The following is a 25,390-nucleotide window of genomic DNA, read 5'->3' on the forward strand; positions in this document are numbered from 1 at the left end:
CTGGCCAAACACATATTTACGCAATTCTGCTTTTTCATTATTTCGTATTAGTCTAAATAAGTATACTTTTATCCCCGATTTAAGTATCTCATTTAACCTCAACTATGCGAATACCTTCTTTACTATTCTTCTTTATATTGACCAGCTTCGTCGCACGAGCGCAGACTGGCACCATAAAAGGTCAGATCAAAACGGCCGCGGGCACGCCTGCTGAGTACATTAACATCATTTTAAAAGGTACCGGCAAAGGAACTGTAACCTCTTCCACCGGCGAATTTGAGTTCAATGCATTGGCTGACGGGACTTATCAGTTGATCGGAACCGGAGTTGGTATCAAACGAATAGACCAGACCGTTTCCCTGAAATCGGGAGAAATAGTAAACCTGGAACTCACCGCCGCTGAAAGTGCCGAGGAACTTCAAACCCTTGAAATCCTGGGTCGCAAGGAAACTACTTACAAAAACGATCTTTCATTTATCGCCAGCAAAACGGCCACTCCGATCAAGGAAGTGCCGCAGGCGATCAGCTACATTACCAAGGAAGTAATGCGCGATCAGGGTACTTTTTTGATGGGCGACGCGGTGAAGAATATGAGCGGCGTGAACCAGTTTACATTCTATGATGATCTCACAATCAGGGGCTTTCGGATGAATGGGGGAAGTACTACGCAGCTTGTGAATGGACTGAGAACATTTTCAGGTTTTTGGAAACAGCCTCCTGTGAACTACCTGGAAAGAGTGGAGGTAATCAAAGGTGCAGCTTCGGCTTTGTACGGAAATACTTCTCCCGGCGGTACCATTAATCGGGTGACCAAAAAGCCACTTGATACGCCACAGAAGTCACTTTCATTTACCACGGGCAGCTACAATACTTTGAGAATGCTGGCAGATTTTACGGGTCCGATGAATGAGAAAAAGACTTTGCTTTATCGACTTAATGTCGGTTACAACAATGCACAGAGCTTTCGTAACCTGCAATTTGACAAAAATATCATCGTAGCTCCTTCGGTATCCTTCCTGCCTACTGAGAAGACGCGGATCAACTTTGATATGGTGTACAACCGGTCGAACAGCAGGCTGGATCGCGGGCAGTCGGTGAAGGGAAATGATTTGTATTCGAGCTCGATCAAAACTTCGCTCAATGCGGTCAATGATTATCTGAATGAAGAAACTTACCTTATTACGACTTCGCTGAACCACCAGTTTACCCAATATACTTCCTTCAACATCGCCTACCTGCGTACTGGTTATACCGAAGATCTGCTCGAACACCGGAGCAGTAATGTGAACGCTGTGGACTCGGCTGGTGCGCCGATCCAAAATCTGGTTGCGAGACAGGTTTTTGTGCGTAAGACGAAGTCGTTTATGGATAACGTTTCGCTGTTTTTTAACCATAACTTCAATACCGGAATCGCTGAGCACAAGCTGGTTGCGGGTTACGACTACATTCAAAGTTCCACTCCAAAAGGTTCAGGACAGCAGACTGCAAATGGCTATTTGTTGAAAGCTGGCGGTGCGGCGGCTTACAATGCAAAGCAGCCGGAGCGATTTGTTTTTTATAACTATACCGAGAACGGAGTTACCCGCAGCATTCCGAAACCGAATATTTCTCACTACGATTTAACACTCCAAAACAACAATCTGGAAGATCCCACGAAATACACATATAATGTAGTAACCAATGCATCTACCACGCCGGTAATGTACCAGCTGCACGGCTTGTATTTGCAGGAACAATTGAAAATCAACAGATTACAGATCCTGCTTGGACTGCGTTACGATACTTACATTGACAAGAAGAATTATACTAAAAACGACGAGACCAATGTAACCCAGCACGCACTTTTGCCGCGCATCGGAGCTGTATATACGTTGACGAACAATGTGAATATTTACGGTACTTATACCAAAGGCTATAACCCGCAGGATGCAGTGGTACAAAGCGACCCGCTTTCCGGCGGACCTTTTGACCCGATCCGCAGTAGCCTGGCAGAAGCAGGTTTGAAAACCGAGTGGCTCGACGGTCGGTTGACTGCGAATGCATCCTTTTACCAGATCGTGCAAACCAATACTTTGTACTCCGCAAATGCCGTAGACAATCCGAATCTGATGCAGCAAATTGGTGAGGAAAAGGCCAAAGGAGTTGAATTTGACGTGACCGGAAATATCCTGCCAAACTGGAACCTGATCGTCGCTTACAGTTACAATGATGCCAAGATCACCGACGCCGGTTCGCGGGCGGCTGATCAGGTGCTGGTGAATTTGCAGAAACCAAATGCGCCTAAGAATCAGGGAAGTATCTGGACGAAATATACTTTTGTAAATGCCGGTCTCAATGGACTGGGGCTTGGACTGGGGAGCAACTATGTGGGCGAGCGTAATTTGTCGATCAACAATGCGCAGATTGTACCTGCTTACACGCTTTTGAATGCGGCGATTTATTATAAAATCGACAAGTTTCAGTTCCAGGTTAACCTTAATAACGTGACCAACAAAACGTACTGGGTAGGCGGCTACGATTACCTACGATTGTTCCCAGGCACCCCGCGTAATTTCCTGGCTACTATTGCCTATACCTTTTAATGTGAGCTACTTATCTGAACCAAGAGCGTGAAAAAAGCTTTCAAGAAAATTGCGTCGCAACTGCATTTATGGCTGGGGATTATCTCCGGCCTTGTGGTTTTTGTAGTGGCCCTGACCGGCAGCATTCTTGTTTTTGAGGATGAGCTGGAACCCGTCCTTTACCCGGATTTCCATGTGGTAGAGGCGAATGCCGGCGAGCGAAAGTTGCCTCTGGATCATTTAAAAAGCATTATCACCTACAAATTCCCAAAGAACAAAATCCAGCGCATTACCATCGAGCCGGATCACGAGCGGACAATTATTTTCAACCTCAAAACAAAGGAAAAAGAGGGATTATCGGCCGCGATCGATCCATTTACTGGTCGGATCACAGCTGTGCGCGACGAGCACGAAGCGTTTTTCAGTGTGGTACTCCGACTGCACCGGTACCTTTGTCTGGAAGATACCGGCAAAGTAATTACAGGCATTTCCTGCGTCATGTTTCTGGTCATTATGATCACCGGGCTGGTACTTTGGTGGCCAAACAGAAAGAACCAAAAACAGCGTTTCCGCATTAAATGGAACGCCAAATTCAAGCGACTGAACTGGGATCTGCATGCAGTTTTCGGCTTTTACATACTCCCCTTCATTTTCCTGATCGCAGCAACCGGACTCGTTTGGAGTTACAAATGGGTGAACAATCTGATCTACCTCACATTCGACGGAAAGCCGCAGGTAATTCGCGAAGCGCCCGCCAATATTTCGCTGAATGGAGCAGAAAACGATTATTTGCTTGAAAAGATACTAGCAGAAACCAACAATCAGTTACCCAATCCGGGCCGCATCCTTTTTACAATGCCTAAGACGGACAGCTTGTCTATCACAGTCTCAAAAGTCAACGACAACGCCGCTGTAAGCAACATTGTCAGCTTCCTATATTTCGATAAAAACAATGGAAACCTCGTTTCCAAACGACTCTACGAAAACGAATCCCGCGGCATGAAAGCGCGCAGGCTGGTCTACCCGATCCACACCGGCAACATCTGGGGTTTACCGACAAAGATCATTGCATTTATAGTTGCGCTTATTGCCGCGAGTTTGCCGGTTACTGGGGTGATTATCTGGTTGGGGAAGAAGGTGAAGGGGAAGAAGAAGAAATTTGGTAAGATGAAGGTGGCCGAGGAGATGAAATCTTTTTGAGTCGATTGAGGAGATAATGCGAGCAGAAGAAAATATTCAACCAAAAGCGCAACGATCTGGTACAGCACGGGGCATTACCGTCTGATAAGTGGCGAGGTATCGCGAGCCTTATTTATGCCTTTTTCACCTTAGGCAGTCCACTTTTGGCTAGAATGGCATTAACTTTTGCCAATTGCTCAGGAAACAGGTTTTTCCCTCTAAATTTTTCAAGACTTTCGTCCATTTCGGTTGGCGCTGTCTTTGATTGTTTCACTTCACGTACTTTCATATCGATATCTCGTTGCCTTTTCTAGTTAATAAAAACATTCCATATTCTTCGCCAATAACGAATTTCTCCCAATCTTCGCGATCATTATATCCAAAAATACTAAAATCCTCACAGATCTCTTCTAGGTACTTTGAGATACTCATTCGATAAAGTCGGGTCCGTGCGGGGGTGCTTCCAGTGGCGACAACCCAAGCCCCAGGATATTTTTCTATAAATTCGTATACTGTTGCTGCGACAGTCGCAAGTACTTTTGCTGTATCTCCGTCGTTGGTTACTGCAAAGTCATCTATTTCTCCGGTCTGAATATCGTAATCACCGAAGGCAAGATTGTATACATTGTCTACGCTAGTCTCCGTAAATAAAATTAGCTTCCTAATTGCTCCTTTCTGCCCCTCACTATCAAATCTGTACACTGTAAAAAACTTTTCAGAACTATAAGAATACCTTTTCTGCTTCATCTTTTTGACAAAGCTATCTCTGTTCCTGAATAGCCAGATGTCCTAAATCCGATACTTTTCTACCGGTCGGTTTTAAGGGTTTTCCGTAAATCCGAGTAGAGTAGGCACTCAGCCCTAAACAAATTTTCTTTAAATTTTGTGGATTTTACCCACCAAACGTTACCTTTGAAACATGCAAACATTTTCCTCTGTTGAGGAGACGTTTGAATGGTGGCTGAAAAACATCTATCCAACGCTTCCGGCAGAAACAAAGGAAGGTAAATACCGAAATGCATGGCGCGACTTCACATTTAAAAAAGGAATTTCGCAAAAACGCATGAAAGAGGTATTATCCGATTTTGGAGACATTAATGAGAAGACTATTATCACCTATAAGTTGAAATAAAAAAATTTACCTATCAGGTGTGGATATTTCCCACCAAGCTAAATACAAAAAAATAGCCCGGAGAAAGCTGCATACTAAACCTCCGGGCTGAGTTCAATCAAGTCACAATCAAACCTTAAACAAAGCTATGAACACACTGCCAGAATCAAACTTCCAAGAAGCTACCGGTACAAAAACTGATTTTAACGGTCAGGAAAATGCATTGCTGAAACAGCATCAAATTGTGAAAGAGTTTTTTCAAACTGATACCGTCAGCGAAATGATCGAATCACTGAACACAATGGTAGAGAGTTTTCTATTCAGCGAAAACCTTGTCCGGGTTACCCCTGAAATGCGGGTACATATTGTGAATCAATTGCGGGTTACTACGTTTATTGCTAAGTTGGAAAGAGCAACTTTTAAGTCAAAAAGCTTCATTGCCTGAGCCGATAAACGAAAACGAGGATCGATGCTTAGCTCCGATCCTCGTGTCTCAGTATACTTTTCCTAGTTTAACAGTTTATCCAAATTTTCAATGAATTTCGGAGAAGAGGGACGAGCGGCATCAGCATCTACAACCTTCCCTTCCGGATCAAAAGCTTCAAACGATCAGTCAGAAAACAAGAAAGGAATTAGCGGAAGGTTGTTATAAACAACTTGCAGGTGAATTTGTCACTCCGAGCGCAGCCGAAGAGCCTCAATAAACCTTCGCCAGCAAATGCGGCCGCTCTTTTTCCAGCTTCAAAATCAACTCCCCAAACAACGTATTCACCCACGCGAACCACTTGCGCGTAAACTTCGAGGCGTCGTCTTTGTCGAAGGATTCGTGCATGAAACCGGTGTTGTTGTGGGTCGTTTTTAGGAGTTTAAGCTGGGCTTCGATTTCCTTTTCGTCGGTAGAAGTGATCGCGCGGGCGATGATGCCCATGGGCCAGATCTGGTTCACCAATGTATGCGGACTACCCAGCCCCTCTCCTGCCTTTCCTTTGAAGAAATAAGGGTTGGAATCGCTCAGAACGAACTTTCTGGTATTGATATACACAGGATCTTTCACCGGCATCGCGCCCAGATACGGCATACTGATCAGGCCGGGGATACCGGCGTCGTCCATTAACAGGTAGTTACCGAATCCGTCAACTTCGAATGCGTAGATCTTGCCAAATTCCGGGTGCGGGTATATTGCAAACTTCTTCAATGCAGTTTCCACTTCTGTTGCCAATGCTTTGAAATCAGCCGCCAGCTTTGCATTTGCGCTGCCTAGTTTTTCCAAAATTTCAGCGATTTCACGGAAAGAAACGACTGCAAAGAAATTGGAAGGAACAAAAAACGGGTACATAGCCGCGTCGTCGGAAGGCCGGAAAGTACTCGCAATCAACCCATTGGGCTTGATTGGGTTTCCATAACCATTACCCGGAACCGTGTCGGTGGACCAGGCAGTTGTCCGGCCGAATTTGTAAGGCCCCGGTCCGTCTTTGCGTTGCTGCTCTTTGCAAGTTTTGAGGATCAGGCCCGCTGCTTTAACCCAGTCGGCGTCAAACGGCGTAGTATCGCCTGTGATTTTCCAGTAATTATAAGCCAGGCGAATCGTGTAGCAAAGCGAATCCAGCTCCCACTTCCGCTCATGAAGCATCGGCTTCATTTCGGTGTGATCTTTCGTCCATTCACTTTCTTTCGGACGATCGTAAAATGCATTCGCATAAGGATCGATTAGAATGCATTTCGTCTGCCGGTTGATCAGCCCTGCTACCATATCTTTAAGTTTGTTATCTTCCTTTAAAAGAGCAAGATAAGGCCAAACCTGTGCCGTACTGTCACGCAGCCACATCGCATCGATATCGCCTGTGATCACGAATGTGTCAGGCTTGCCGTTTTCAGTTTTGAAATGTACCGTTGTGTCGATCGTGTTCGGAAAACAGTTTTCAAAAAGCCACGCGAGCTCGGAATCTTTGATCACTTTTTTCATCCGCGTGATCGTAGCTTCCACCGCCGGACTGGTGAAACTGCGTTTATCGGTCGCTATTCTGACCACCGGAAAATCTGCTACTGCATGCCTGGCAAAAGACCATTTCGGGATATAAGCGCCGGCTACAGCCAAAGCACCTGCTTTTATAAAGGTTCTCCGTTGCAACATTGGAATGGATATAGGTTGGAGTTTTTAAAATATTTTAAAGAAGCAATTTAGGTAAAAAACTGTCACGCCGGAGGTCAGGAGGTCTTGTCATTGATTGTCAATTGTTGTTATTTATTGTTCGAGGTTGTTCGAGGTTGTTTGTTCTAGAACCATGTGGTGGTATTGGTGACCCAGGAAATCTTTTTCTCCCACAATTTTAAAACCTAAATTTTCATACAATCGCTTTGCTGCCGGATTTACCTGATCTACAATTAGTCCCACTTTTTGATATCCCAGCGAAGCCGCTTTTTCACAAAAAGCTTTGATCAGTTTTTTACCAATACCCTTACCCTGATGCGCCGGATGCACATTCACGCAATCAATGTAATATTCGCCGGGTTCGGTTTCGTCAGAGGGATTGAAATCCGGTTGTGTTTCCCGGATCAGGTCGAGAACAGGTTTTCTGAGTTGGTGTAAAAGCGCGCCGTCGTAGCCGGTTATGGAACCGATAACGCCATTTTCATCCTCAAAAACGAGCGTATTTTCGTAGCTGTATTGATTCTGGTTAGTCTCAAAAAAGTGCCGGAAGAATGGGATTGCGTCGGAATGGTTTTCTGATCTGGCAAATATTCCTGCAATGTGGCCCATTGCCAGTATCAGCAGCGGGGCTACTGCATGGGCATCTTCGGGTACAGCTGCTCTTATTTTTGGATTTAGCTCCATCATATGCTCATTCATTTTACACCAATTTTTGCTCTAATATTTTATTTCAACCGAATAGTAGTCAAAATACAGTCAGTACTAATCAAATGACGTAAAGTTTTTAGCATTATTTTACTTTAAAATTGTATTGTCGAACATCCCTTCATTTTACTGTAAATCATACACTTACCAGCCTCCATTTGAGAGGCAATGCGTAACTGATCTTTATTTTGAATACCGATAAAACTGAACAATTAACCAATTTCTCATTTAGTATGTCTCAGAAAATTAATGTTGCAATCGTCGGGTTGGGCTTTGGAGCCGAATTTATCCCTATTTATCAGCAACATCCCAATGCGAATATGTACGCGATTTGTCAACGTACAGAATCTAAATTAAATGCAGTTGGTGACCAATATGGAATCGATGTCCGCTACACAAGCTACGACGACCTGCTCGCCGATCCGAATGTAGACGCGGTACACATTAACTCTCCAATTCCAAATCACGCAGAGCAGACTTTGAAAGCGCTTCGTGCCGGAAAACACGTTGCATGTACCGTTCCGATGGCAACAAGCGTGGAAGATTGCATCGAGATCGTGAAGGCGACGAAAGAGTCTGGCAAGAAATACATGATGATGGAAACGGTGGTTTACGCACGTGAATTTCTGTTTGTTAAAGAATTATATGAAAAAGGTGAGCTTGGTAAAGTTCAATTCCTGAAAGCAAGTCACCAGCAGGATATGGAAGGCTGGCCTGACTACTGGCCGGGATTGCCTCCGATGCATTACGCAACGCACTGCGTGGGCCCGGTGGCGGGTTTATTGAAACTGGAAGCTGAGTACGTTTCGTGCTTCGGTTCAGGAACGATCAGTGAAGATTTGGCAAAGATCCACAACTCTCCTTTTGCAGTTGAATCGGCACATATTAAATTTAAGGACAGCGATTTATCAGCTTATGTATATCGTTCGTTGTTTGACGTGGCGCGCCAGTATCGCGAGAGTTTCGAGGTTTACGGAAGCAAAAAATCATTCGAATGGCCGCTGATCGAAGGTGAAGATCCCGTGATCCACACCGCGAAAAAGCCGGAACACGAGATTGCTGAAAAAGTGCCAACGCCGGATTATGCACATTATTTGCCCGAAGAAATCCAGCATTTCACAGGCAAAGGAGTTTATAATTTGGATGAAAACGCGCATTTATCTTTCGTACAAGGCGGTGGCCACGGTGGCTCACATCCGCATTTGGCGCACGAATTCATCAGCGCATTGATCGAAGACCGCGATCCATTCCCGAATGCATGGCAGTCGGCCAACTGGACGAGCGTAGGGATTTTAGCTCACGAATCAGCATTGCAAGGCGGCGCATTGATTCAATTGCCGGATTTTAAAGAATTATCATAACAAACGAAAGGTGCATCGCACCGCAATATCGGTATGAAAACCAAAGCGTTATCCTTTTTCCTTGGTATAGTCCTGCTGGGCTGTGCCTCTCAGCCTTCCTCGCAGAACGCGTCGGTTAAAAGTGCGTCTTCCAAAGGCGAGGCTTCTAAGGCGCGGCGTCTGGAAATTTTGTTTCTGGGCGACAACGGGCACCACAATCCTGCCGAGCGCGTGCCGCAAATTATGGCGGCGCTGGGACCGAAAGGTTTCAACTTCACTTATACGGACAATCTGAACGACCTGAATGCAGAGACGCTCAACAAATATGATGCGCTCATGCTGTATGCGAACCACGATTCGATCGCGCCGCAGCAGGCAAAAGCATTGCTGGATTATGTAGCGAGCGGCAAAGGTTTTATCCCTATTCACTGCGCTTCTTATTGTTTCCGCAACAATCCGGAAGTCGTAAAGCTGATCGGCGGCCAGTTCTGGCGTCACACTTTTGACACCATTCAACCCGTTTGGACGCAGCCTGATCATCCAGCTATTGCAGGTGTAAAACCTTTTAAAACGATCGATGAAACCTATCTGCACAATCAATTGCAGCCGGATAACATCGTTTTGACAGAACGTACCATTCAGAAAGATCAGGAAAAAGACAAGCCTGGCGTTCAGAAAGAACCTTATACCTGGGTGAGAACGCACGGAAAAGGCCGGATTTTTTACACAGCTTACGGTCACGATGAGCGTACCTGGGCAGTTCCCGGATTCCAGGATCTGATCGAAAAAGGGATTTTGTGGGCTGTAAATGACGATGCGAGAAAAGCATTGGCTGCATTGGCACCAAAACCATTTGAATACCGCGAAGCCAAGTTGCCCAACTACGAGCAGCGCCCTGGCCCGCAAATGCAACAGCTGCCGCTTTCGCCGGAAGAATCAGTAAAGCACATTCAGATTCCTGTTGACTTTACATTGGACGTTTTCGCGCATGAACCTGACGTAATGCACCCGATCGCGATGACGTGGGATGAGCGCGGCAGGTTGTTTGTTTTGATCACCAAAGATTATCCTAACGAAAGAAAAGATACCGGCGGAAGTGACTACATCCTGATTTGCGAAGACACGAACAAAGACGGTAAAGCTGACAAATTCACGAAGTTTTCTGACGATCTAAGTATCCCGACCGGACTTGCATTTGCAAATGGTGGTCTGGTAGTTTCGCAGGCACCGCACATGTTGTTTTTGCAGGATACCGATGGTGATGATAAAGCTGATGTGAAGAAAATCCTATTCTCAGGTTTTGGTACGGGAGATACCCACGCGGGACCTTCTAACCTGCATTACGGATTTGATAACTGGGTTTACGGTTCAGTTGGTTATTCAGGATTTAAAGGTAAAGTTGGCAAAAGTGACTCATTGGACTTCGGACAGGCACTTTTCCGCTTCAAGCCCGATGGTTCTGACATGGAAGTTGTAGCCAAAACGTCTAACAATACCTGGGGATTGGGCTTCAATGAAAGCGGCGATTTGTTTGGTTCAACTGCCAATAACTCGCACGGCTGGTACTCTGCGATTCCAAACAGATATTTTGGAAAAAGCAAAGTAGATAATGGTAGCCGCAGTACGGACACGCATAAAGATATGCAGCCAATTACCCCGAAAGTACGTCAGGTAGACGTTTTTGGCGGATTTACAGCTGCCGCGGGACACAATTTTTACACAGCCCGCGCTTATCCGAAACAGTACTGGAACAAAGTTGCATTCGTTTCCGAACCTACCGGACACATTTTGCACCAGAATGTAATGGCCAAAAAAGGTACTGACTTTGAGGATGTACTTGGCTTTAACCTCCTGGCCGGCGCCGATGAATGGGTCGCTCCTGTGTTTGCAGAAGTTGGCCCCGACGGAGCTGTTTGGGTAGCCGACTGGTATAGCTATATTATCCAGCACAACCCGACTCCGAAAGGATCTGAAAACGGTTCAGGAAATGCTTACGAAACGCCTTTGCGTGATTTTACACACGGTCGTTTGTACCGCATTGCCTGGAAAAACGCGCCAAAATATACGCCGGTTTCATTGAGCAAATCACGACCTGATGAACTGGTTGCTACTTTGAAAAACACGAACATGCTGTGGCGCCGTCACGCACAACGTTTGCTGGTTGAGCGCAATAACAAAGATGTTGTGGGCAAATTGGTGGAGCTGGTTAAAGACAAATCAGTGGATGAAATTGGCTTAAATACAGCTGCTATCCACGCATTGTGGACTTTGCACGGACTGAATGCGATTGAAGACGCGCAGGTTCTGGCAGCGGTTACCGAAGCTTTGAAACATCCATCTGCTGATGTTCGCAAAACCGCAGTTCAGGTTTTACCAAAAACTCCTGCAACCGCAACTACACTGCTTTCGGTGGATGCATTGCACGATAAAGATCCGCTGGTAGCAATGAATGCATTGCTTACTTTCTCGGAAATACCTTTTACCCCACAGGTTGAAACTGCGGTTCTGACACTATTGGATACTTACGCACAAGCTGACGATCGCTGGATGCCTGATGCATTTGCGGCAGTATTGAATGCACAAGATGGAGCTTTGCGCAAAAAATATTTGGCGCAGCGTGCCAGCAAAGCAGGTTCGGCAACCGCCTCTGCCCAGAAAGCGGAAGCTGCCAAACCAATGGATCACTCGACTATGAACCACGAAGGTCACGGCGCGAGCAAAGTAACTACGCAGGGATCGGCTGAACTGGCGATTACCAATATTACCATTGAGCCGGGCAAACCTTATGTGCGGGAATATGCAAGAGTGGTGGTTGAAATTACAAACCAGGGAAGCGTGGCTGTGCCGGCAGAGGTGGTACCAGTTGTGAATGTAGGTATCAGAAGCCGCTCGTTGAACAGCAATTACATCAGCCGCCAGCTGACAAAAGGAATCGCTCCCGGCGAGACTATCAAGCTGACGGAAGGTAACAACGGCCCTTGGAGATCGACTTTCGGGTTTACTTCCGACGAGGCTGGTAAAGTGAATGTAACTGCCACTGTGGACGTGGATAATGTGGTTCCTGAAAAAGACGAGAACAAGAACAATACCATGAGCAAATCGTTCGAGGTGCGCAGGCTGGACCGTTTGTCCGACTTTGCATTGGAGCGCGCTACGCGTGGTTATACTTCTTCCGCAAGTGGAAATGAAGTTTTGGATTTGTTAAAAACAGCCCAAACACTCGATCCACAAGGTCGCAATGCAGTTTTCAAAGGAGTACTAGGTTCCTGGAACCCGAAACGCAAAGAGACTGCAAACGACGAAAGCAAGAAAATGCTGGCTTCTCTGAAATCTGAGGTTACCGACGATCTGAGCGGCAAACTGACTCCGTTCCTGGAATCTTACGGAATTAAAGAAGAGACTACCACCGATCCGAATGTGCAGATCGTACAGATCAAGGCGATTCGTGAGGAGATGAAATTCAGCGTAACCGAATTCACTGCCATTGCTGGTAAAACGGTTGAGCTGGTTTTTGAAAATCCTGATGCCATGCAGCATAACGTGGTAATTGGAAAACCAAAATCAACGGAGATCATTGGTGCAGCCGCTGATAAAATGATCACGGCGAAGGACGGGGCAGAGAAAAATTATGTTCCGAACATCCCGCAAGTTTTGGCTGCCACGCCGCTTGTGAATCCGGGACAAACTTTCCGACTGAAATTTGTCGTGCCTGATCAGGTTGGCGATTATCCATACGTCTGCACATTCCCGGGTCACTGGAGACTGATGAAGGGCACTATGAAAGTGATCAAAGAGCAGGCCGTATTGAGTAAATAATTTAAATCAATGAAGCACATCGCTTTTCTGATATTGATCCTGGGCGCTAAAATATCGTGCGCCCAGGATTCTTTGTTTAAGAACATTCCCGCGCACGATCCTGTGATGATCCAGCAGGATGGAATTTACTATGTCTTCACTACAGGACGTGGGATAACGACCTGGTCTTCAAAGGATATGGAGAATTGGAAGAAAGAAAAGCCCGTCTTCGCATCTCCGCCGGAATGGGCCGTAAAAGCGGTTCCGGGATTTAAAGGACATATTTGGGCGCCGGACATTTCGTTTCACAATGGCCTGTATTATCTCTATTATTCCATTTCTACTTTTGGCAAAAACCGCTCCTGCATTGGGCTGGCCACTAATAAAACCCTGGATCCGAAAAGCCCGGATTACCACTGGACCGATCACCAGCAAGTTGTAGAATCCGTGAGCGGAAGAGATGAATGGAATGCAATAGATCCAAATTTAATAGTTGACGAAAGTAACCAGCCGTGGTTATCGTTCGGGTCATTCTGGAACGGCATTAAGCTTGTTAAACTTAATCCGGATGCCAAAGCGATCGCAACTGATCCACAGGAATGGTATACCCTGGCGAGTGTTCCAAAAACCGCTTCCCAATCGGAATCTGGTAATGGAGCCATTGAAGCCCCTTTTATTTTCAGGAAAGGAAATTTTTATTACCTGTTTGCCTCTTATGATTATTGCTGCCGTGGTGAAAAAAGCACGTACAAAATGCGAGTCGGCCGCTCAGAAAAGCTAACCGGACCTTACACAGACAAGGCAGGAACACCCATGAGAGACGGGGGAGGAACATTGCTGCTGGAGGGCGACAAAGATTGGCACGGCGTAGGCCATAATGCAGTTTACACTTTCGACGGCACAGACTACCTGATATTTCACGGTTACGATGCCAAAGATAAAGGCCGCTCGAAGCTGCGCGTCGAAAAGTTGCGCTGGGAAGATGGCTGGCCGTTGCTTTAAACATATTTGAATTTCCATGAAAGTCGTCCAGTTCACCATACCGGTTCCAAAAGAAAGTACCATTGTGGTGCAGGATAACATTTTACCGCATTACTACAACCATCTCCACCGGCACCGCGAAGTGCAGATCGAATGGGTTGTGGAAGGATCAGGGATTTTGATTGCGGGGAATTACATGCAGCGATTTGAGTCGGGGGAAGTGTATATTATTGGCGCCAATCAGTCCCACATTTTCAAGAGCGACGAGTCGTATTTCAATGCAGCCGAGCCGAAACAGGTGCATTCCGTTTCTATTTTTTTCGACCCGATCCACCTTTCGCAAAACATACTAAGTCTGCCCGAAATGACTGGAATCCGCAAGTTTGTAAGCGGCCTGCATAATGGATTTCAGCTTCCGGAAGGCGACAATGAAATGATCAAAACCACGATCAGGGAAGTAATGCAGCACAAGGAAAGTCAGCGCGTAGCTGCATTCATTTCCCTTTTACACCATTTTTCGACGACCAAAGAATTAAAACCGCTCGCCACCAGCAACAGCGAGCACCGTATTTCGGAAGTAGAAGGAATCAGAATGGACAAGATCTTTCAATATCTCGTAGGACACTACAAAAGCCACATTTCCCTGGCCGAAATTTCAGAAATCGCCAACCTTACTCCGCAAGCTTTTTGCCGTTATTTCAAAAAACACACCGACAAAACTTTCGTCAGCTTCCTCAACGAAGTCCGTATCAACGAAGCCTGCAAAGTAATCGTTTCGGGCAAGTTTGACGGGTTCTCTGATGTGAGCTATCAGACCGGTTTTGACAATGTGACGAATTTCAATCGGGTTTTTAAGAAGACGATTGGTTTATCGCCGAGGGAATATCAGCGTGAGTTTTTGGAGCGGTTAGGGTAAAATCATTTATCTGCCGGTAGCCACGTTTATCCAGCAACAAAACCATCATCACTTCTCTCCCAAAACGAATATTAACTTTGCAAAACACTTTCTGACGTCAGCAAACGCTGGCGTTTTTCTTTTGCACAATTCCACATCAATAATGCTCGATAATGTATATCCCGTCACGATCTTCGACAATTTTTTAACTTACGAATTCAGAAGTATTGGACCAAATGGGGCAATCCGAAAAATTGTTCGTTATCAGGAATATTCAAGATGCGGCTATTACAATCTGGGCTTTGGAGATGTTGATCCGGATACAGGCAATGAGAGTGATTTGCATGTTACAAATAATGGCGACAGCGAGAAAGTTCTTCGCACAGTTACTTCAACACTCTACACATTTACAGACAACTATCCTGATGCTTTTGTACTTGCGTCCGGAAGTACGAGGGCAAGAACGCGCCTCTATCGTATCGGCATTAGCAACAATCTTGAAGCTATCGAGAAAGACTTTAACCTCTTAGGCTACCTTGACGACGGCTGGCAAAAATTCGTCAGGGGCACTGACTATGATCTTTTTCTAGTTAAAAGAAAATCGTAAATTTGATTATCATGAAAACAAAAGCACAGAGCAAAGATAAGGCACTTCCAAAGGGTTGGACATTAAATCCTTCATTGGATGGCAAGTATGCGCACCTTGACCTGTTCAGAGAAAAGTTTGACAGGGATAATGAGTTTATTCGGCGGGTTGGTCTTCCGGATTTCATGAAGAGTAAGTGACCTTATCTGATCTTACTTAAAGAGCAAGCCGCACATATGCAGCTTGCTCTTCTTATTTTACTTCCCTTTAATTTTCCTCTTCTGGGAAAGTGCCAAATAAAATCCTCCAAATTGCTCCGAATGCCAAAGCTCGGGCTGATTTAAGTTAATATCGGTAAAAAAGCCGCTAATTTCTACCAAGTTTATCTTCGGGGTTAAGTCTAATTTTACAAATAGACAATAAGAGTATTTCGCGTTTTGAGATTTTACAACCCTGATCCTGCCCCACTTTGGCAGACAGATCTCCTATTGTCTGCACTTTCCTGAACTTTATAAAATGCTGTTAATGAGGATCTTTACAATAGATATAAGAAGGATCAGTATCTGGGCGGCACTGTCGTTGCTGTCACATATTGCGCTTGCCCAACTACCTGCCTACCAACCTTCCAAAGACGAAATCACGAGTGCTTACAAGCGCATGGAATTGATGGATTCTGTCACGAAAGGCACTGTGCTAAAAGCCAGCATCCAGGCCGGGTGGCAGGCAGACGGAAAATCATTCTGGTACAAAAATATCCTTAGAGACAGCCTGACAGAATACATATACATCGATCCGGTAAAGGGTAAAAAAGCAAAAGCATTTGACAATGAAAAAGTAGCCAAAGCGCTTTCGAAAGCGGCAGATTCTACGTTCTCAGCCACTAAATTAATGTTGCAGAATTTAAGGTTTGACCATTCGAAAAGTACGATTTACCTGCAAGCCGACAGCAAATGGTATGCTTACAATACCAAAGATAATACCGCCAGAAAGATTGAAAAACCCGCCATTGAAGATCCAAAAGAAAGGGGCTGGACAAGACAATCGAGTCGGTGGCGGCCGTTTCGGGCGGATAGTGTTTCTCCGGACAAAAAGCAGAAAGCATTTGTCAGGAACGGTAACATTTACCTGGGCTCCCCTGCCGGAAAAGATGCAAGACAACTGACTCACGAAGGCAACCCGCTTCGCCCGTTCGGCGAGTTGAGCTGGTCGCCGGATGGACAGTATATTGTCTGCTATCGCATTGATAAACAGGAAGAAAGAGAAGTGAGCTACATTCTTTCCTCGCTTCCGAACACAACACGCGGCGAAGTAAAAACAAGGGGTTATGCACAGCCGGGCGATGAATTTACGAGCTACGAAATGTTTGTGGTCAATGTAAAAACCAAGGAGCTGATAAAAGTTAAGTCTGAAAAAATAGACTTCTTCAATGCGCCGGTGATTCGCTGGCGCGAAGGTGATCCGCAGCATTTTACATACGAGAAAGTAGACCGTGGCCACCAGCGGTTCAGGGTGATCGAAGTGAATGCGGCGAACGGCGATACCAAAAATATCATTGACGAAAAGACGGATACATTTATTTACCAAAACCTCATTTACACGCATTACCTGCCCAAGCAACACGAAATTATCTGGTCCTCGGAAAAAGACGGCTGGCGGCATTTGTACCTCGTTGACGAAAAGTCAGGTAAGATCAAAAATCAGATTACGAAAGGCGACTGGGTGGTGCGGGATATTGATAGTATCGACACACAAAAGCGCGAGATTTGGTTCAGGGCGAATGGAATAAACCGCGATGAAGATCCGTATCATATTCATTATTACCGGATTAAGTTTGATGGAACAGGTTTGGTAAAACTGACTGATCACGCGAAAGCGAACCATTTACTCGCATTTTCACCCGACCGCAGTTACTATATTGATACCTATTCCACGATGACCAGCCCGCCGGTAATGGAGCTGCGCAAGACTTCTGACGCGTCGCTGGTCATGCAACTGGAAGAGGCTGATATTTCAAAATATTTATCGCTGGGGTTCAAACTACCTGAGATTTTTACGGCAAAAGGGCGCGACGGGAAAACGGATATATGGGGTATTGTATACCGCCCAAGCCAGTTTGATCCAAACAAAAAGTACCCGATTATAGAGAATATCTACGCGGGACCGCAGGATTCGTTTGTCCCAAAAGCATTCAGGCATTATGGCGAGATGCAGAGTATGGCCGAGCTGGGATTTATCGTGGTTCAAATGGACGGAATGGGCACTGCCAACCGTTCGAAAGCATTTCACGATGTATGCTGGAAAAACCTCGCCGACGCCGGTTTCCCCGATCGCATTGCTTGGATGAAGGCGCTGGCAGCCAGGTATCCGTACATTGATTCAACAAAAGTGGGCGTTTACGGCACCTCGGCTGGCGGGCAGAACTCACTGGGCGCACTCCTATTTCATCCCGGGTTTTACGACGCGGCCGTTTCTGCCTGCGGCTGTCACGATAATCGCGTGGACAAACAATGGTGGAACGAACAATGGATGGGCTATCCGGTGGGCAAACATTACGACGAACAATCGAATGTAACCAATGCAGCCAAATTGCAGGGAGACCTGCTTCTGATCGTGGGCGAGGCGGATACCAACGTGCCGCCCGAATCGACCTACCGCGTAGCCGATGCATTGATCAAGGCGAATAAAGATTTTGAATTGCTGACGATTCCCGGTATGGGCCACAGCGACGGCGGCACTTATGGAAGACGCAAGAAGCGGGACTTTTTCGTAAAAAAGCTGCTGGAAGTGGATCCGCCGGCGCGGAATAAGGTGGCGATAACGCAGTAGTGTTAGGATAGATCTTGAACGTATATACCTGATAGTTTACGTATAACAGCCCATGGCTGGTTGAAAGAGTATGCCCAAGAAGCCTTTCCGAAGAAGATAATCCTGAAAAACTAATCACCATCTAACCAAATGAACATGAATAGACTATTATCCAACTTGATCCAGGAAATACCGCGCCGACTGCTTTTAGGTCTTGCCATGGTATGCCTATTATCCGATCAGCTGTTGGCTGCCGAGCGTGAGATTTCGGGCAAGATCGTATCCACCGAGGATAAAAACCCGCTGCCGGGTGTGACGATTATCGTAAAAGGAAATAATTCAATAGGAACTGCTACGGATACCGAAGGAAAATTCAAACTGACCGTACCTGATGAAGCGACTTTAATTTTAAGTTACATCGGTTATATCAGTCAGGAAGTGGTAGTTGGCAGCCAAAGCGAGCTGACCATTGAAATGGCGCCCGACCAGAAACAACTTTCGGAAGTGGTGGTAATCGGTTACGGAACGCAGAAAAAGGGTGACGTTACCAGTTCGGTTGCGAGTATTAAAAGGGAAGATTTTATCAAAGGAACCGTGCGCGACGCGGCACAGCTGGTGCAGGGAAAAGTGGCCGGATTACGTATTACCACGCCCAGCGGCTCACCTTCTTCCAACACGCAGATCAATTTGAGAGGTATTAATTCGATCAATGGAAACTCTGATCCGCTCGTTTTGATCGACGGTATTCCGGGTGGATTGAATACGGTTGCGCCCGAGGATATTGAGTCAGTGGACGTTTTGAAAGACGGATCGGCGGCTGCGATTTATGGAACCCGCGCTACCGGCGGGGTGATTTTGATCACGACACGTAAAAACCGGGGTACCTCGCGGGCGACTGTGGAATATTCCAATTATGTAAATATCCAGACGATCGCGCGCAGACCTGAACTGTTTACCGGCGACGATTACCGCAGAAAAATCAGTGAGGGTATTGATTATACCGATTACGGCGGAAACACAGACTGGCTCGGCGAAATCATGCAAAAGCCGGTCAGCCACAACCATAACCTGACATTTTTTGGTGGCAACAGTACCACCAACTTTACAGGATCTGTGAATTACCGGAACTGGGAAGGTATCTTTTTGAGATCGGGGCAAAACAGGTTTACTGGTCGCGCGGACCTGAACCATGCGATGTTTGACAATAAACTGAAAACAAACATCCAGATCATCAACCGCATTACCAGCACAAACGGCGCGGTAAGTCCTGCCGACAACGATATAGCTTACGGATACATTTACCGTCAGGCGATGATCCGTAACCCAACAGACCGCGTGAGAACGGAAACAGGCGCGTGGCAGGAGCGTGACGGTTATTTTTATGAAAATCCGGTTTCCCTCATTAACGAGTCAAACTACGATGCCAAGTTTAAGGAAATGCGGATGAGCGGAAGTCTGGACTACGCGCCTATTGAGGACCTGAACTTTAAATTATTGGTTTCCAATGTGCAAAACAGCAACCTGGAAGGTGGCTCGACGACATTTAACCATACTGCAACGCGACTGAGCAACCAGAATGGTACCGCATACCGGGGTACGTACGCAAACAATGAAAACCTGCTGGAATTGACTGGAAATTATGCCAAATCTTTCGGCAAACACCGTTTTACATTACTTGGCGGTTATAGCTGGCAGGACGCGACTTACGAATCTTTCAGCGCGAGCAACTGGGATTTCCCAACTGACGCTTACGACTGGAACAACCTCGGTGCGGGTGGTGCTTTGCAAAAAGGCCAGGCTGGAATGGGAAGTACCAAAAACAAATGGCAGCTGGCTGGCTTCTTTGGCCGGTTAACTTACAGTTTGGACGAAAAATACCTTTTTATGGCGAGTGTGCGCCGTGAGGGTTCTTCCCGTTTTGGGATCAATAATCAATGGGGTACATTCCCGGCGGCTTCTGTGGGCTGGCGGATTAGTAAGGAACGGTTTATGGAAGGTCTGACGGACGTTTCCGAGATCAAGCTGCGTGCCGGTGTGGGTGTAACGGGTACGATCGCGAACTCGCCTTATCTGTCTCAGATCAGCTATAATTTCAGCCGCGACCAGGGTGCATTTATTGGTGGAAAATGGGTTCCAGGCTTTGTTCCAGCCCGGAACTTCAACCCGGACCTGCGTTGGGAGAAAAAAGAAGAGGTGAATGCAGGGGTCGATTTTGGTTTCGTTAAAAATCGTATCAGCGGCTCTATTGATGTGTATAGCAGAAAAGTGAAAGACCTGCTTTACGATTTCCCTGTGCCTGTACCACCGTACCTGACCGGCTCGATGTTTATCAATGCAGGTACCATGAAGAATGAAGGTCTTGAAGTCCTTCTGAACCTGGTTCCGATACAGACAGCCAACTTGCAGTGGAACTCAGGATTTACATATTCTACCAACCGAAACAAACTGGTTAGTCTTTCAAACGATCAATTCCAGGCTTCCAATGACTTTTTCGATGCAGGATACACGGGCGAGCCGATCCAGATCAGTACGCACCGAGTTAAAGTCGGCGAACCTATCGGACGGTTTTTTGTGTGGAAAAGTGTAGGTGTAGACGAAAAAGGCGGCTGGCTGGTAGAGAATAAAGATGGCGAGGTTATTCCGGTTGCCGAGGCTAAGCCCGAAGACCGCCAATACTATGGGAATGGTATTCCAAAGCACAATGTGGGCTGGAACAACTCGGTGCGGTTCAAGAGCTTCGACCTGGCACTGAATATGCGCGGCGCATTCGGATATGATGTTCTGAATTTTCAAAGTATGTTTTATAACAACCCAAAAAACAAGGCATATAATATGCTGAATACCGCTTACGATCCGATCGACGGGAAAGTTTTGAACAACGACCTCGTGTACGTTTCACACTACATTGAAAACGGTAATTACTGGAAAATCGACAATGTGACATTGGGTTATACGCTGCCTCAGAACCTGATAAAGGGTATGAAAAATGCGCGCGTTTTTGTTTCGGGACTTAATCTGGCCACTATTACGGGTTACACCGGCGTGGATCCGGAAGGAATGACGATGACCGGCTTTTTCCCCGGAAGCGATCAACGCGACAAATATCCGACAACCCGGACATTCACTGCCGGACTTAGTGTAACATTCTGATCCACAACAAACTTTTTACAAGATGAAAAACAGGAACGCCAAATATATATTACTGACATCGGTACTGAGTGCAGCGACCCTGTACTCCTGCACGGATCTTAAAGAACAGGTTTATTCTGAGGTACTTGCGAGCAGCTACCAGCCTACCGAGAAGGATCTGCCAGCGATCGTAGCCCCGGTCTACTCTTCGTTAAGAAGCCTGATGGCCGGCTGGCAAGGCTATTTTGATTTGCAGGAAGAAGCGGCCGACGCCATCATCACGCCCTCCCGCCCAAATGGCTGGGATGATGCAGGTACCTATAAACGAATGCATTACCACACGTGGACCTCGTTACAGGACCAGCCGGCCAACACTTGGTTCAGTTCGTTCAGCAGCATTACTACTGCGAACCGGGTTATTTCTCAGATAGAAAGCGGCGAGATACCGATTACTACCGGAAAGGAAAATACGATTGCCGAATTGAAAGCAGTGCGCGCGCTGGCGTATTACCTGCTGATGGATAACCACGGAAATGTGCCTATTGTTACTGATTTTAAAGATATCAGTCTGCCGAAGCAAAGCACGCGGAAGGAAGTTTATGACTTCATTATCAAAGAATTGAATGATGCAATCCCGAGCCTGAGCGAGAATGCGGCTACTACTTATGGTCAGCTTAACAGGTGGGGCGCGAAGGCTTTGCTTGCCAAAATTTATCTTAATGCGGAAGTATACACCGGCACGCCGCAATGGGCGCAGGCGATCACGCAGGCAGATGAGGTGATCAAAAGCGGCAAATATGTGCTGGATGCCAATTATTCGGACATTTTCACCTGGACCAATTTCAATTCCAAAGAGATCATTTTTGCTATTCCTTACGATGAGATTTACGGCGTAGGAAACATAATCCACATGAAAACGCTCGACCCGCTGAGCCGCACGGTTTACCCGATGAATGCCGGTCCGTGGGGCGGAAACTGCGCCGTGCCGCAATTTATCGACACTTATGACGCTGACGACAGCCGCCTGGCAGATACCTGGATCATGGGTCCGCAGAAAAACGCGACTACCGGAGCCGTGGTGATCACTTACGGCAAAGCGGTTCCGACGATGGAAAAAACGGCTTCCTCGGACGGTTATCGCATTGGGAAATACAAAATCAAACCAAATGTGACCGGCAGTATGGACAACGATTTTCCATTTCTGCGCTATGCTGATGTGCTGATGATCAAAGCGGAGGCTCTTTTACGGACTGGAAAAGCCGAAGAAGCTGCTGCGATCGTGACAGAAGTACGTAAACGCTCATTCAAAAATAACCCGGCGAAAGCGACGGTTACCGGCGCGGATCTGGCAAAGGGTAGCAAATATAACTATGGTTACCAGGCTGTTGACGGAAGCATTATCGAGCGCCAGGGTGGCGAAGATGTGAAATTCGGCCGCTTTTTTGATGAGCTTGGATGGGAGTTTGCTGCGGAGGCGCACCGTCGCCAGGACATGATCCGGTTCGGTGTTTTTGGTACAAAAAAATGGTTTAACCACCGTCCACAGGCTGCACAACGCGCATTGTTCCCGATACCGCAAAGCGAGTTGGACAAAAATACCAACCTGAAACAAAATCCGGGTTACTGATAATACATTCTGATTAGGTTAGTAGTTTTAATCTTGCTCGAAAACAGTCGATGTTTGAGAGCAAGATTTTTTTGTATTCTCTGCTTATATTTTACATCTTTGTATCAGCCTGTTATGCATGAAGGTCGGCTCCAAGCCGTTGAAGGGTATCCTTCTTAGTGCACTTACGGGCTTTTTTTATGGGATAAAATTCAGTTTCGTGAGTTTATTTTTCCGATCATAGTAATTCCCTGCTCTGCCGTCTTCCAGCCCGTATTTTTCAAAATCATACAAGTCTATTACTAAACCAATTTGGTCACTAATGTAGTCGTAGTAGCGTGTTTCACCTTTTTCGAAAACACGCTGAACAGCCCAGCAGAAATAATCCGCAATATTAAGTAGCGGTTCTTTTGTAGGTTGTTGGACATTGAAGACAACGCGGCAATCGCTCGTTTTTTCCGGAGCCCTGCTCTTGGATCGTTCTATCGATTTATTTAACCCTTTTTGCAGATTAGCATGCGTTGTGCACTGGGTTCGATGTGCAATGTTGAGGACAAGATTTTCGTACTTATTTAGTTTGTTTTTGAGTAAATGTGACATCAAATCCGCATAAAACTCTGCTTCTTTGCCATTATGCTTGTTTTGATAGACGCTGTAAATCTTCCTGGCAACAATGGCTTCAAAGCTACAATCTATACTTTTAATGAAATCAAATGCCATTTTTCTAACCTCTGGAATATCATCTTTTGCATGCAGGTAAAAGCCCATCTTATCCCTTCTTTTCTGAATGCTGGGAATGCAATTAAAATAAAGATCATCCGCAATCTCGACTTGCAAATCAATGACTTTCTGCCTTATAGCATTCAGTGGCTCGTTAACTTTTAACATTCCAAGAATAAAGCATTTTGAAACGCCTTCATTCCCTACAATCGGCGTGTTACCTTTGCCATAGAAAGTAGTATCACCCGCTTCGTCCAGAAAACGATGATATTGAAAAAGAGGTGAATTCTCGAGTCCCATTAAAATTATAGTGTGTGAATAAAAAGACTTCAATTAAGTAAATTATATTTCATCTTTCAAATCTGAAACAAAGCTATCAGCTAAAAGCTAATAGCCACAATATTATGTTCTCCAAAGAAACCTACATACATCGCCGCCAGACTTTAAAGCAGAAAGTCGGCAGCGGCCTGATCCTGTTCCTGGGCAATGAAGACTCGGGCATGAACTACCGCGATAATGTGTACCCATTTCGTCAGGACAGCTCTTTTCTATACTATTTTGGACTGGATATACCGTCCATTCACGCGGTGATTGACATTGATAACGATCAGGAAATCATATTTGGAAACGAGCTGACGATCGATGATATCGTGTGGACGGGTCCAAAAGAGCCGCTGGTGGACAAAGCTGCAAAAGTGGGAGTTTCGCAGGTAATGCCGCTCGCTGCTATTGATGGTTTTTTAAAAGTTATTTTAGGCAAAAAACAGCAGATACATTTCCTGCCTCCCTACCGGGCTGAGCATACTTTGAAATTGCAGGAATGGTTGCAGGTATCTCCTGCTGAGGCTTCGCAAAAAGCTTCGGTGACTTTGATCAAGGCCATCGTTTCCATGCGAAATTATAAAACTGCGGAGGAAATCGCTGAAATGGAGAAGGCGGTGGATACTTCGGTGGATATGCACCTGGATTTTATGCGGAATGCGCGCCCGGGCATGACGGAAAAGGAAGTAGCCGGAAAGCTGCAAAGTATCGCAATAGGAGCAGGCGGCGACATTTCTTACCCGATTATCCTGACCGTAAACGGAGAAATCCTGCACACCCACACCCGCGACCTGGTCATGCGCGAAGGCCAAATGGGCTTATGTGACGCGGGAGCCGAAACTGCAATGCGCTACTGCGGCGATTTGACACGGACCATTCCAATGGGAAAGCAGTTTTCGTCTTTGCAAAAGGATATGTACCAGATCGTGCTGAATGCTCAAAATGCGTCTGTTGACGCTTGCAAGCCTGGTATTTTATTTAAAGATGTCCACAAACTTGCAGCGACGAAGCTGCTGGAAGGACTGAAATCATTGGGTGTTGTAAAAGGCGACCCGGAAGAAGCAGTCGAAAATGATGTGCATACGCTGTTCTTTCAATGCGGCCTCGGCCACATGATCGGGCTGGATGTACATGATATGGAAAATCTCGGCGAGCAATATGTAGGTTACACCGACGATCTGGTGAAAGGAACCACATTCGGCTGGAAATCCCTCCGCCTCGGCCGCGCGCTGGAACCCGGCTTCGTAGTAACCGTAGAACCCGGCCTCTACCTGATCCCAACCCTGATCGACCGCTGGAAAGCCGAAAACAAACTGGCCGATTTTGTGGATTACAACAAGCTGGAAATACTACGCGACTTTACGGGAATTCGCATTGAGGATAATGTCCTGATTACTGAAACGGGCAACAGGATTTTAGGTAAGCATTTACCGAAGGAAGTAGCGGAAGTGGAGGCGTTGCGGTGAAAGTTTGCAATATGAAGGTCTTGTTAACTAACTTCATGCCT

19 protein-coding genes are annotated in these 25,390 nt (G+C 46.2%); 14 read left to right on the forward strand and 5 right to left on the reverse strand.

The features are described from left to right. Window positions 1-104 precede the first annotated feature (104 nt). Complete coding sequence (locus KOD92_RS14415) at window positions 105-2,582, forward strand: TonB-dependent receptor (protein WP_215234253.1); 2,478 nt, start codon at window positions 105-107, stop codon at window positions 2,580-2,582. Between the two features lie 27 nt (window positions 2,583-2,609). Beyond that, complete coding sequence (locus KOD92_RS14420; protein ID WP_215234254.1) at window positions 2,610-3,761, forward strand: PepSY-associated TM helix domain-containing protein; 1,152 nt, start codon at window positions 2,610-2,612, stop codon at window positions 3,759-3,761. 112 nt (window positions 3,762-3,873) lie between these two features. On the opposite strand, the gene KOD92_RS14425 is transcribed toward KOD92_RS14420, so the two are convergent. After that, window positions 3,874-4,029 (reverse strand): hypothetical protein, encoded by a 156-nt coding sequence (locus tag KOD92_RS14425; protein ID WP_215234255.1) that lies wholly within the window; start codon window positions 4,027-4,029, stop codon window positions 3,874-3,876. After that, window positions 4,026-4,487 (reverse strand): DUF6934 family protein, encoded by a 462-nt coding sequence (locus KOD92_RS14430; protein WP_215234256.1) that lies wholly within the window; start codon window positions 4,485-4,487, stop codon window positions 4,026-4,028. The genes KOD92_RS14425 and KOD92_RS14430 overlap by 4 nt, the downstream gene beginning before the upstream one ends. A 172-nt stretch (window positions 4,488-4,659) precedes the next feature. Here KOD92_RS14430 and KOD92_RS14435 point away from each other — a divergent pair, with 172 nt between their 5' ends. Then, a complete protein-coding gene (locus KOD92_RS14435) occupies window positions 4,660-4,872 on the forward strand; it encodes a hypothetical protein (RefSeq protein ID WP_149640470.1) in 213 nt (70 codons plus the stop codon). Window positions 4,873-4,999: 127 nt separating this feature from the next. Continuing rightward, window positions 5,000-5,296, forward strand: a complete 297-nt coding sequence (locus tag KOD92_RS14440; RefSeq protein WP_215234257.1) for a hypothetical protein — start codon at window positions 5,000-5,002, stop codon at window positions 5,294-5,296. Between the two features lie 252 nt (window positions 5,297-5,548). Here KOD92_RS14440 and KOD92_RS14445 read toward each other — a convergent pair whose 3' ends face one another. Both KOD92_RS14445 and KOD92_RS14450 read right to left on the reverse strand, forming a co-directional pair. Further along, window positions 5,549-6,982: a glycoside hydrolase family 125 protein gene (locus tag KOD92_RS14445; protein ID WP_215234258.1), complete on the reverse strand. Its 1,434-nt coding sequence runs from the start codon at window positions 6,980-6,982 to the stop codon at window positions 5,549-5,551. Between the two features lie 111 nt (window positions 6,983-7,093). Continuing rightward, the gene (locus KOD92_RS14450) at window positions 7,094-7,699 is read right to left on the reverse strand and encodes a GNAT family N-acetyltransferase (RefSeq protein ID WP_215234259.1); all 606 of its coding nucleotides are present in this window, start codon (window positions 7,697-7,699) and stop codon (window positions 7,094-7,096) included. Window positions 7,700-7,938: 239 nt separating this feature from the next. On the opposite strand from KOD92_RS14450, the gene KOD92_RS14455 reads away from it, so the two are divergent. The 9 genes from KOD92_RS14455 to KOD92_RS14495 all read left to right on the forward strand — a co-directional run bounded on the left by KOD92_RS14455 (window position 7,939) and on the right by KOD92_RS14495 (window position 22,863). Next, window positions 7,939-9,066, forward strand: coding sequence for a Gfo/Idh/MocA family protein (locus KOD92_RS14455; protein ID WP_215234260.1), 1,128 nt, complete (start codon window positions 7,939-7,941; stop codon window positions 9,064-9,066). Between the two features lie 33 nt (window positions 9,067-9,099). Then, a complete protein-coding gene (locus KOD92_RS14460; RefSeq protein WP_215234261.1) occupies window positions 9,100-12,861 on the forward strand; it encodes a PVC-type heme-binding CxxCH protein in 3,762 nt (1,253 codons plus the stop codon). A 9-nt stretch (window positions 12,862-12,870) separates the two neighbouring features. Continuing rightward, window positions 12,871-13,842 (forward strand): arabinan endo-1,5-alpha-L-arabinosidase, encoded by a 972-nt coding sequence (locus KOD92_RS14465; protein ID WP_215234262.1) that lies wholly within the window; start codon window positions 12,871-12,873, stop codon window positions 13,840-13,842. 16 nt (window positions 13,843-13,858) lie between these two features. Then, window positions 13,859-14,737 (forward strand): helix-turn-helix domain-containing protein, encoded by an 879-nt coding sequence (locus KOD92_RS14470; protein WP_215234263.1) that lies wholly within the window; start codon window positions 13,859-13,861, stop codon window positions 14,735-14,737. A 142-nt stretch (window positions 14,738-14,879) separates the two neighbouring features. Continuing rightward, window positions 14,880-15,323, forward strand: coding sequence for a DUF6934 family protein (locus KOD92_RS14475; RefSeq protein WP_215234264.1), 444 nt, complete (start codon window positions 14,880-14,882; stop codon window positions 15,321-15,323). Between the two features lie 11 nt (window positions 15,324-15,334). Next, the gene (locus tag KOD92_RS14480) at window positions 15,335-15,502 is read left to right on the forward strand and encodes a hypothetical protein (protein ID WP_215234265.1); all 168 of its coding nucleotides are present in this window, start codon (window positions 15,335-15,337) and stop codon (window positions 15,500-15,502) included. A gap of 325 nt (window positions 15,503-15,827) precedes the next feature. Next, window positions 15,828-18,128 (forward strand): S9 family peptidase, encoded by a 2,301-nt coding sequence (locus KOD92_RS14485; protein WP_215234266.1) that lies wholly within the window; start codon window positions 15,828-15,830, stop codon window positions 18,126-18,128. A gap of 135 nt (window positions 18,129-18,263) precedes the next feature. Continuing rightward, window positions 18,264-21,257, forward strand: a complete 2,994-nt coding sequence (locus KOD92_RS14490; RefSeq protein WP_215234267.1) for a SusC/RagA family TonB-linked outer membrane protein — start codon at window positions 18,264-18,266, stop codon at window positions 21,255-21,257. Between the two features lie 22 nt (window positions 21,258-21,279). Continuing rightward, window positions 21,280-22,863 (forward strand): RagB/SusD family nutrient uptake outer membrane protein, encoded by a 1,584-nt coding sequence (locus tag KOD92_RS14495; protein ID WP_215234268.1) that lies wholly within the window; start codon window positions 21,280-21,282, stop codon window positions 22,861-22,863. A gap of 177 nt (window positions 22,864-23,040) precedes the next feature. On the opposite strand, the gene KOD92_RS14500 is transcribed toward KOD92_RS14495, so the two are convergent. Continuing rightward, window positions 23,041-23,862 (reverse strand): DUF3800 domain-containing protein, encoded by an 822-nt coding sequence (locus tag KOD92_RS14500; protein ID WP_215234269.1) that lies wholly within the window; start codon window positions 23,860-23,862, stop codon window positions 23,041-23,043. Window positions 23,863-23,966: 104 nt separating this feature from the next. On the opposite strand from KOD92_RS14500, the gene KOD92_RS14505 reads away from it, so the two are divergent. Then, on the forward strand, window positions 23,967-25,349 hold the full coding sequence (locus tag KOD92_RS14505; protein WP_215234270.1) for an aminopeptidase P family protein: 1,383 nt from the start codon (window positions 23,967-23,969) through the stop codon (window positions 25,347-25,349). The last annotated feature ends 41 nt before the right edge of the window (window positions 25,350-25,390 follow it).

Source organism: Dyadobacter linearis (assembly GCF_907165045.1).
In the GTDB taxonomy this organism is placed as follows: Bacteria; Bacteroidota; Bacteroidia; order Cytophagales; family Spirosomataceae; genus Dyadobacter; species Dyadobacter linearis.

What these genes read in the sequence shown, in the direction of transcription:
- KOD92_RS14505 (WP_215234270.1), top strand. Translation starts at nt 23,967, where the DNA reads ATGTTCTCCAAAGAAACCTACATACATCGCCGCCAGACTTTAAAGCAG.
- KOD92_RS14435 (WP_149640470.1), top strand. Translation starts at nt 4,660, where the DNA reads ATGCAAACATTTTCCTCTGTTGAGGAGACGTTTGAATGGTGGCTGAAA.
- KOD92_RS14485 (WP_215234266.1), top strand. Translation starts at nt 15,828, where the DNA reads ATGAGGATCTTTACAATAGATATAAGAAGGATCAGTATCTGGGCGGCA.
- KOD92_RS14500 (WP_215234269.1), bottom strand. Translation starts at nt 23,862, where the DNA reads ATGGGACTCGAGAATTCACCTCTTTTTCAATATCATCGTTTTCTGGAC.
- KOD92_RS14470 (WP_215234263.1), top strand. Translation starts at nt 13,859, where the DNA reads ATGAAAGTCGTCCAGTTCACCATACCGGTTCCAAAAGAAAGTACCATT.
- KOD92_RS14445 (WP_215234258.1), bottom strand. Translation starts at nt 6,982, where the DNA reads ATGTTGCAACGGAGAACCTTTATAAAAGCAGGTGCTTTGGCTGTAGCC.
- KOD92_RS14450 (WP_215234259.1), bottom strand. Translation starts at nt 7,699, where the DNA reads ATGAATGAGCATATGATGGAGCTAAATCCAAAAATAAGAGCAGCTGTA.
- KOD92_RS14490 (WP_215234267.1), top strand. Translation starts at nt 18,264, where the DNA reads ATGAATAGACTATTATCCAACTTGATCCAGGAAATACCGCGCCGACTG.
- KOD92_RS14440 (WP_215234257.1), top strand. Translation starts at nt 5,000, where the DNA reads ATGAACACACTGCCAGAATCAAACTTCCAAGAAGCTACCGGTACAAAA.
- KOD92_RS14425 (WP_215234255.1), bottom strand. Translation starts at nt 4,029, where the DNA reads ATGAAAGTACGTGAAGTGAAACAATCAAAGACAGCGCCAACCGAAATG.
- KOD92_RS14430 (WP_215234256.1), bottom strand. Translation starts at nt 4,487, where the DNA reads ATGAAGCAGAAAAGGTATTCTTATAGTTCTGAAAAGTTTTTTACAGTG.
- KOD92_RS14455 (WP_215234260.1), top strand. Translation starts at nt 7,939, where the DNA reads ATGTCTCAGAAAATTAATGTTGCAATCGTCGGGTTGGGCTTTGGAGCC.
- KOD92_RS14495 (WP_215234268.1), top strand. Translation starts at nt 21,280, where the DNA reads ATGAAAAACAGGAACGCCAAATATATATTACTGACATCGGTACTGAGT.
- KOD92_RS14480 (WP_215234265.1), top strand. Translation starts at nt 15,335, where the DNA reads ATGAAAACAAAAGCACAGAGCAAAGATAAGGCACTTCCAAAGGGTTGG.
- KOD92_RS14465 (WP_215234262.1), top strand. Translation starts at nt 12,871, where the DNA reads ATGAAGCACATCGCTTTTCTGATATTGATCCTGGGCGCTAAAATATCG.
- KOD92_RS14475 (WP_215234264.1), top strand. Translation starts at nt 14,880, where the DNA reads ATGCTCGATAATGTATATCCCGTCACGATCTTCGACAATTTTTTAACT.
- KOD92_RS14415 (WP_215234253.1), top strand. Translation starts at nt 105, where the DNA reads ATGCGAATACCTTCTTTACTATTCTTCTTTATATTGACCAGCTTCGTC.
- KOD92_RS14460 (WP_215234261.1), top strand. Translation starts at nt 9,100, where the DNA reads ATGAAAACCAAAGCGTTATCCTTTTTCCTTGGTATAGTCCTGCTGGGC.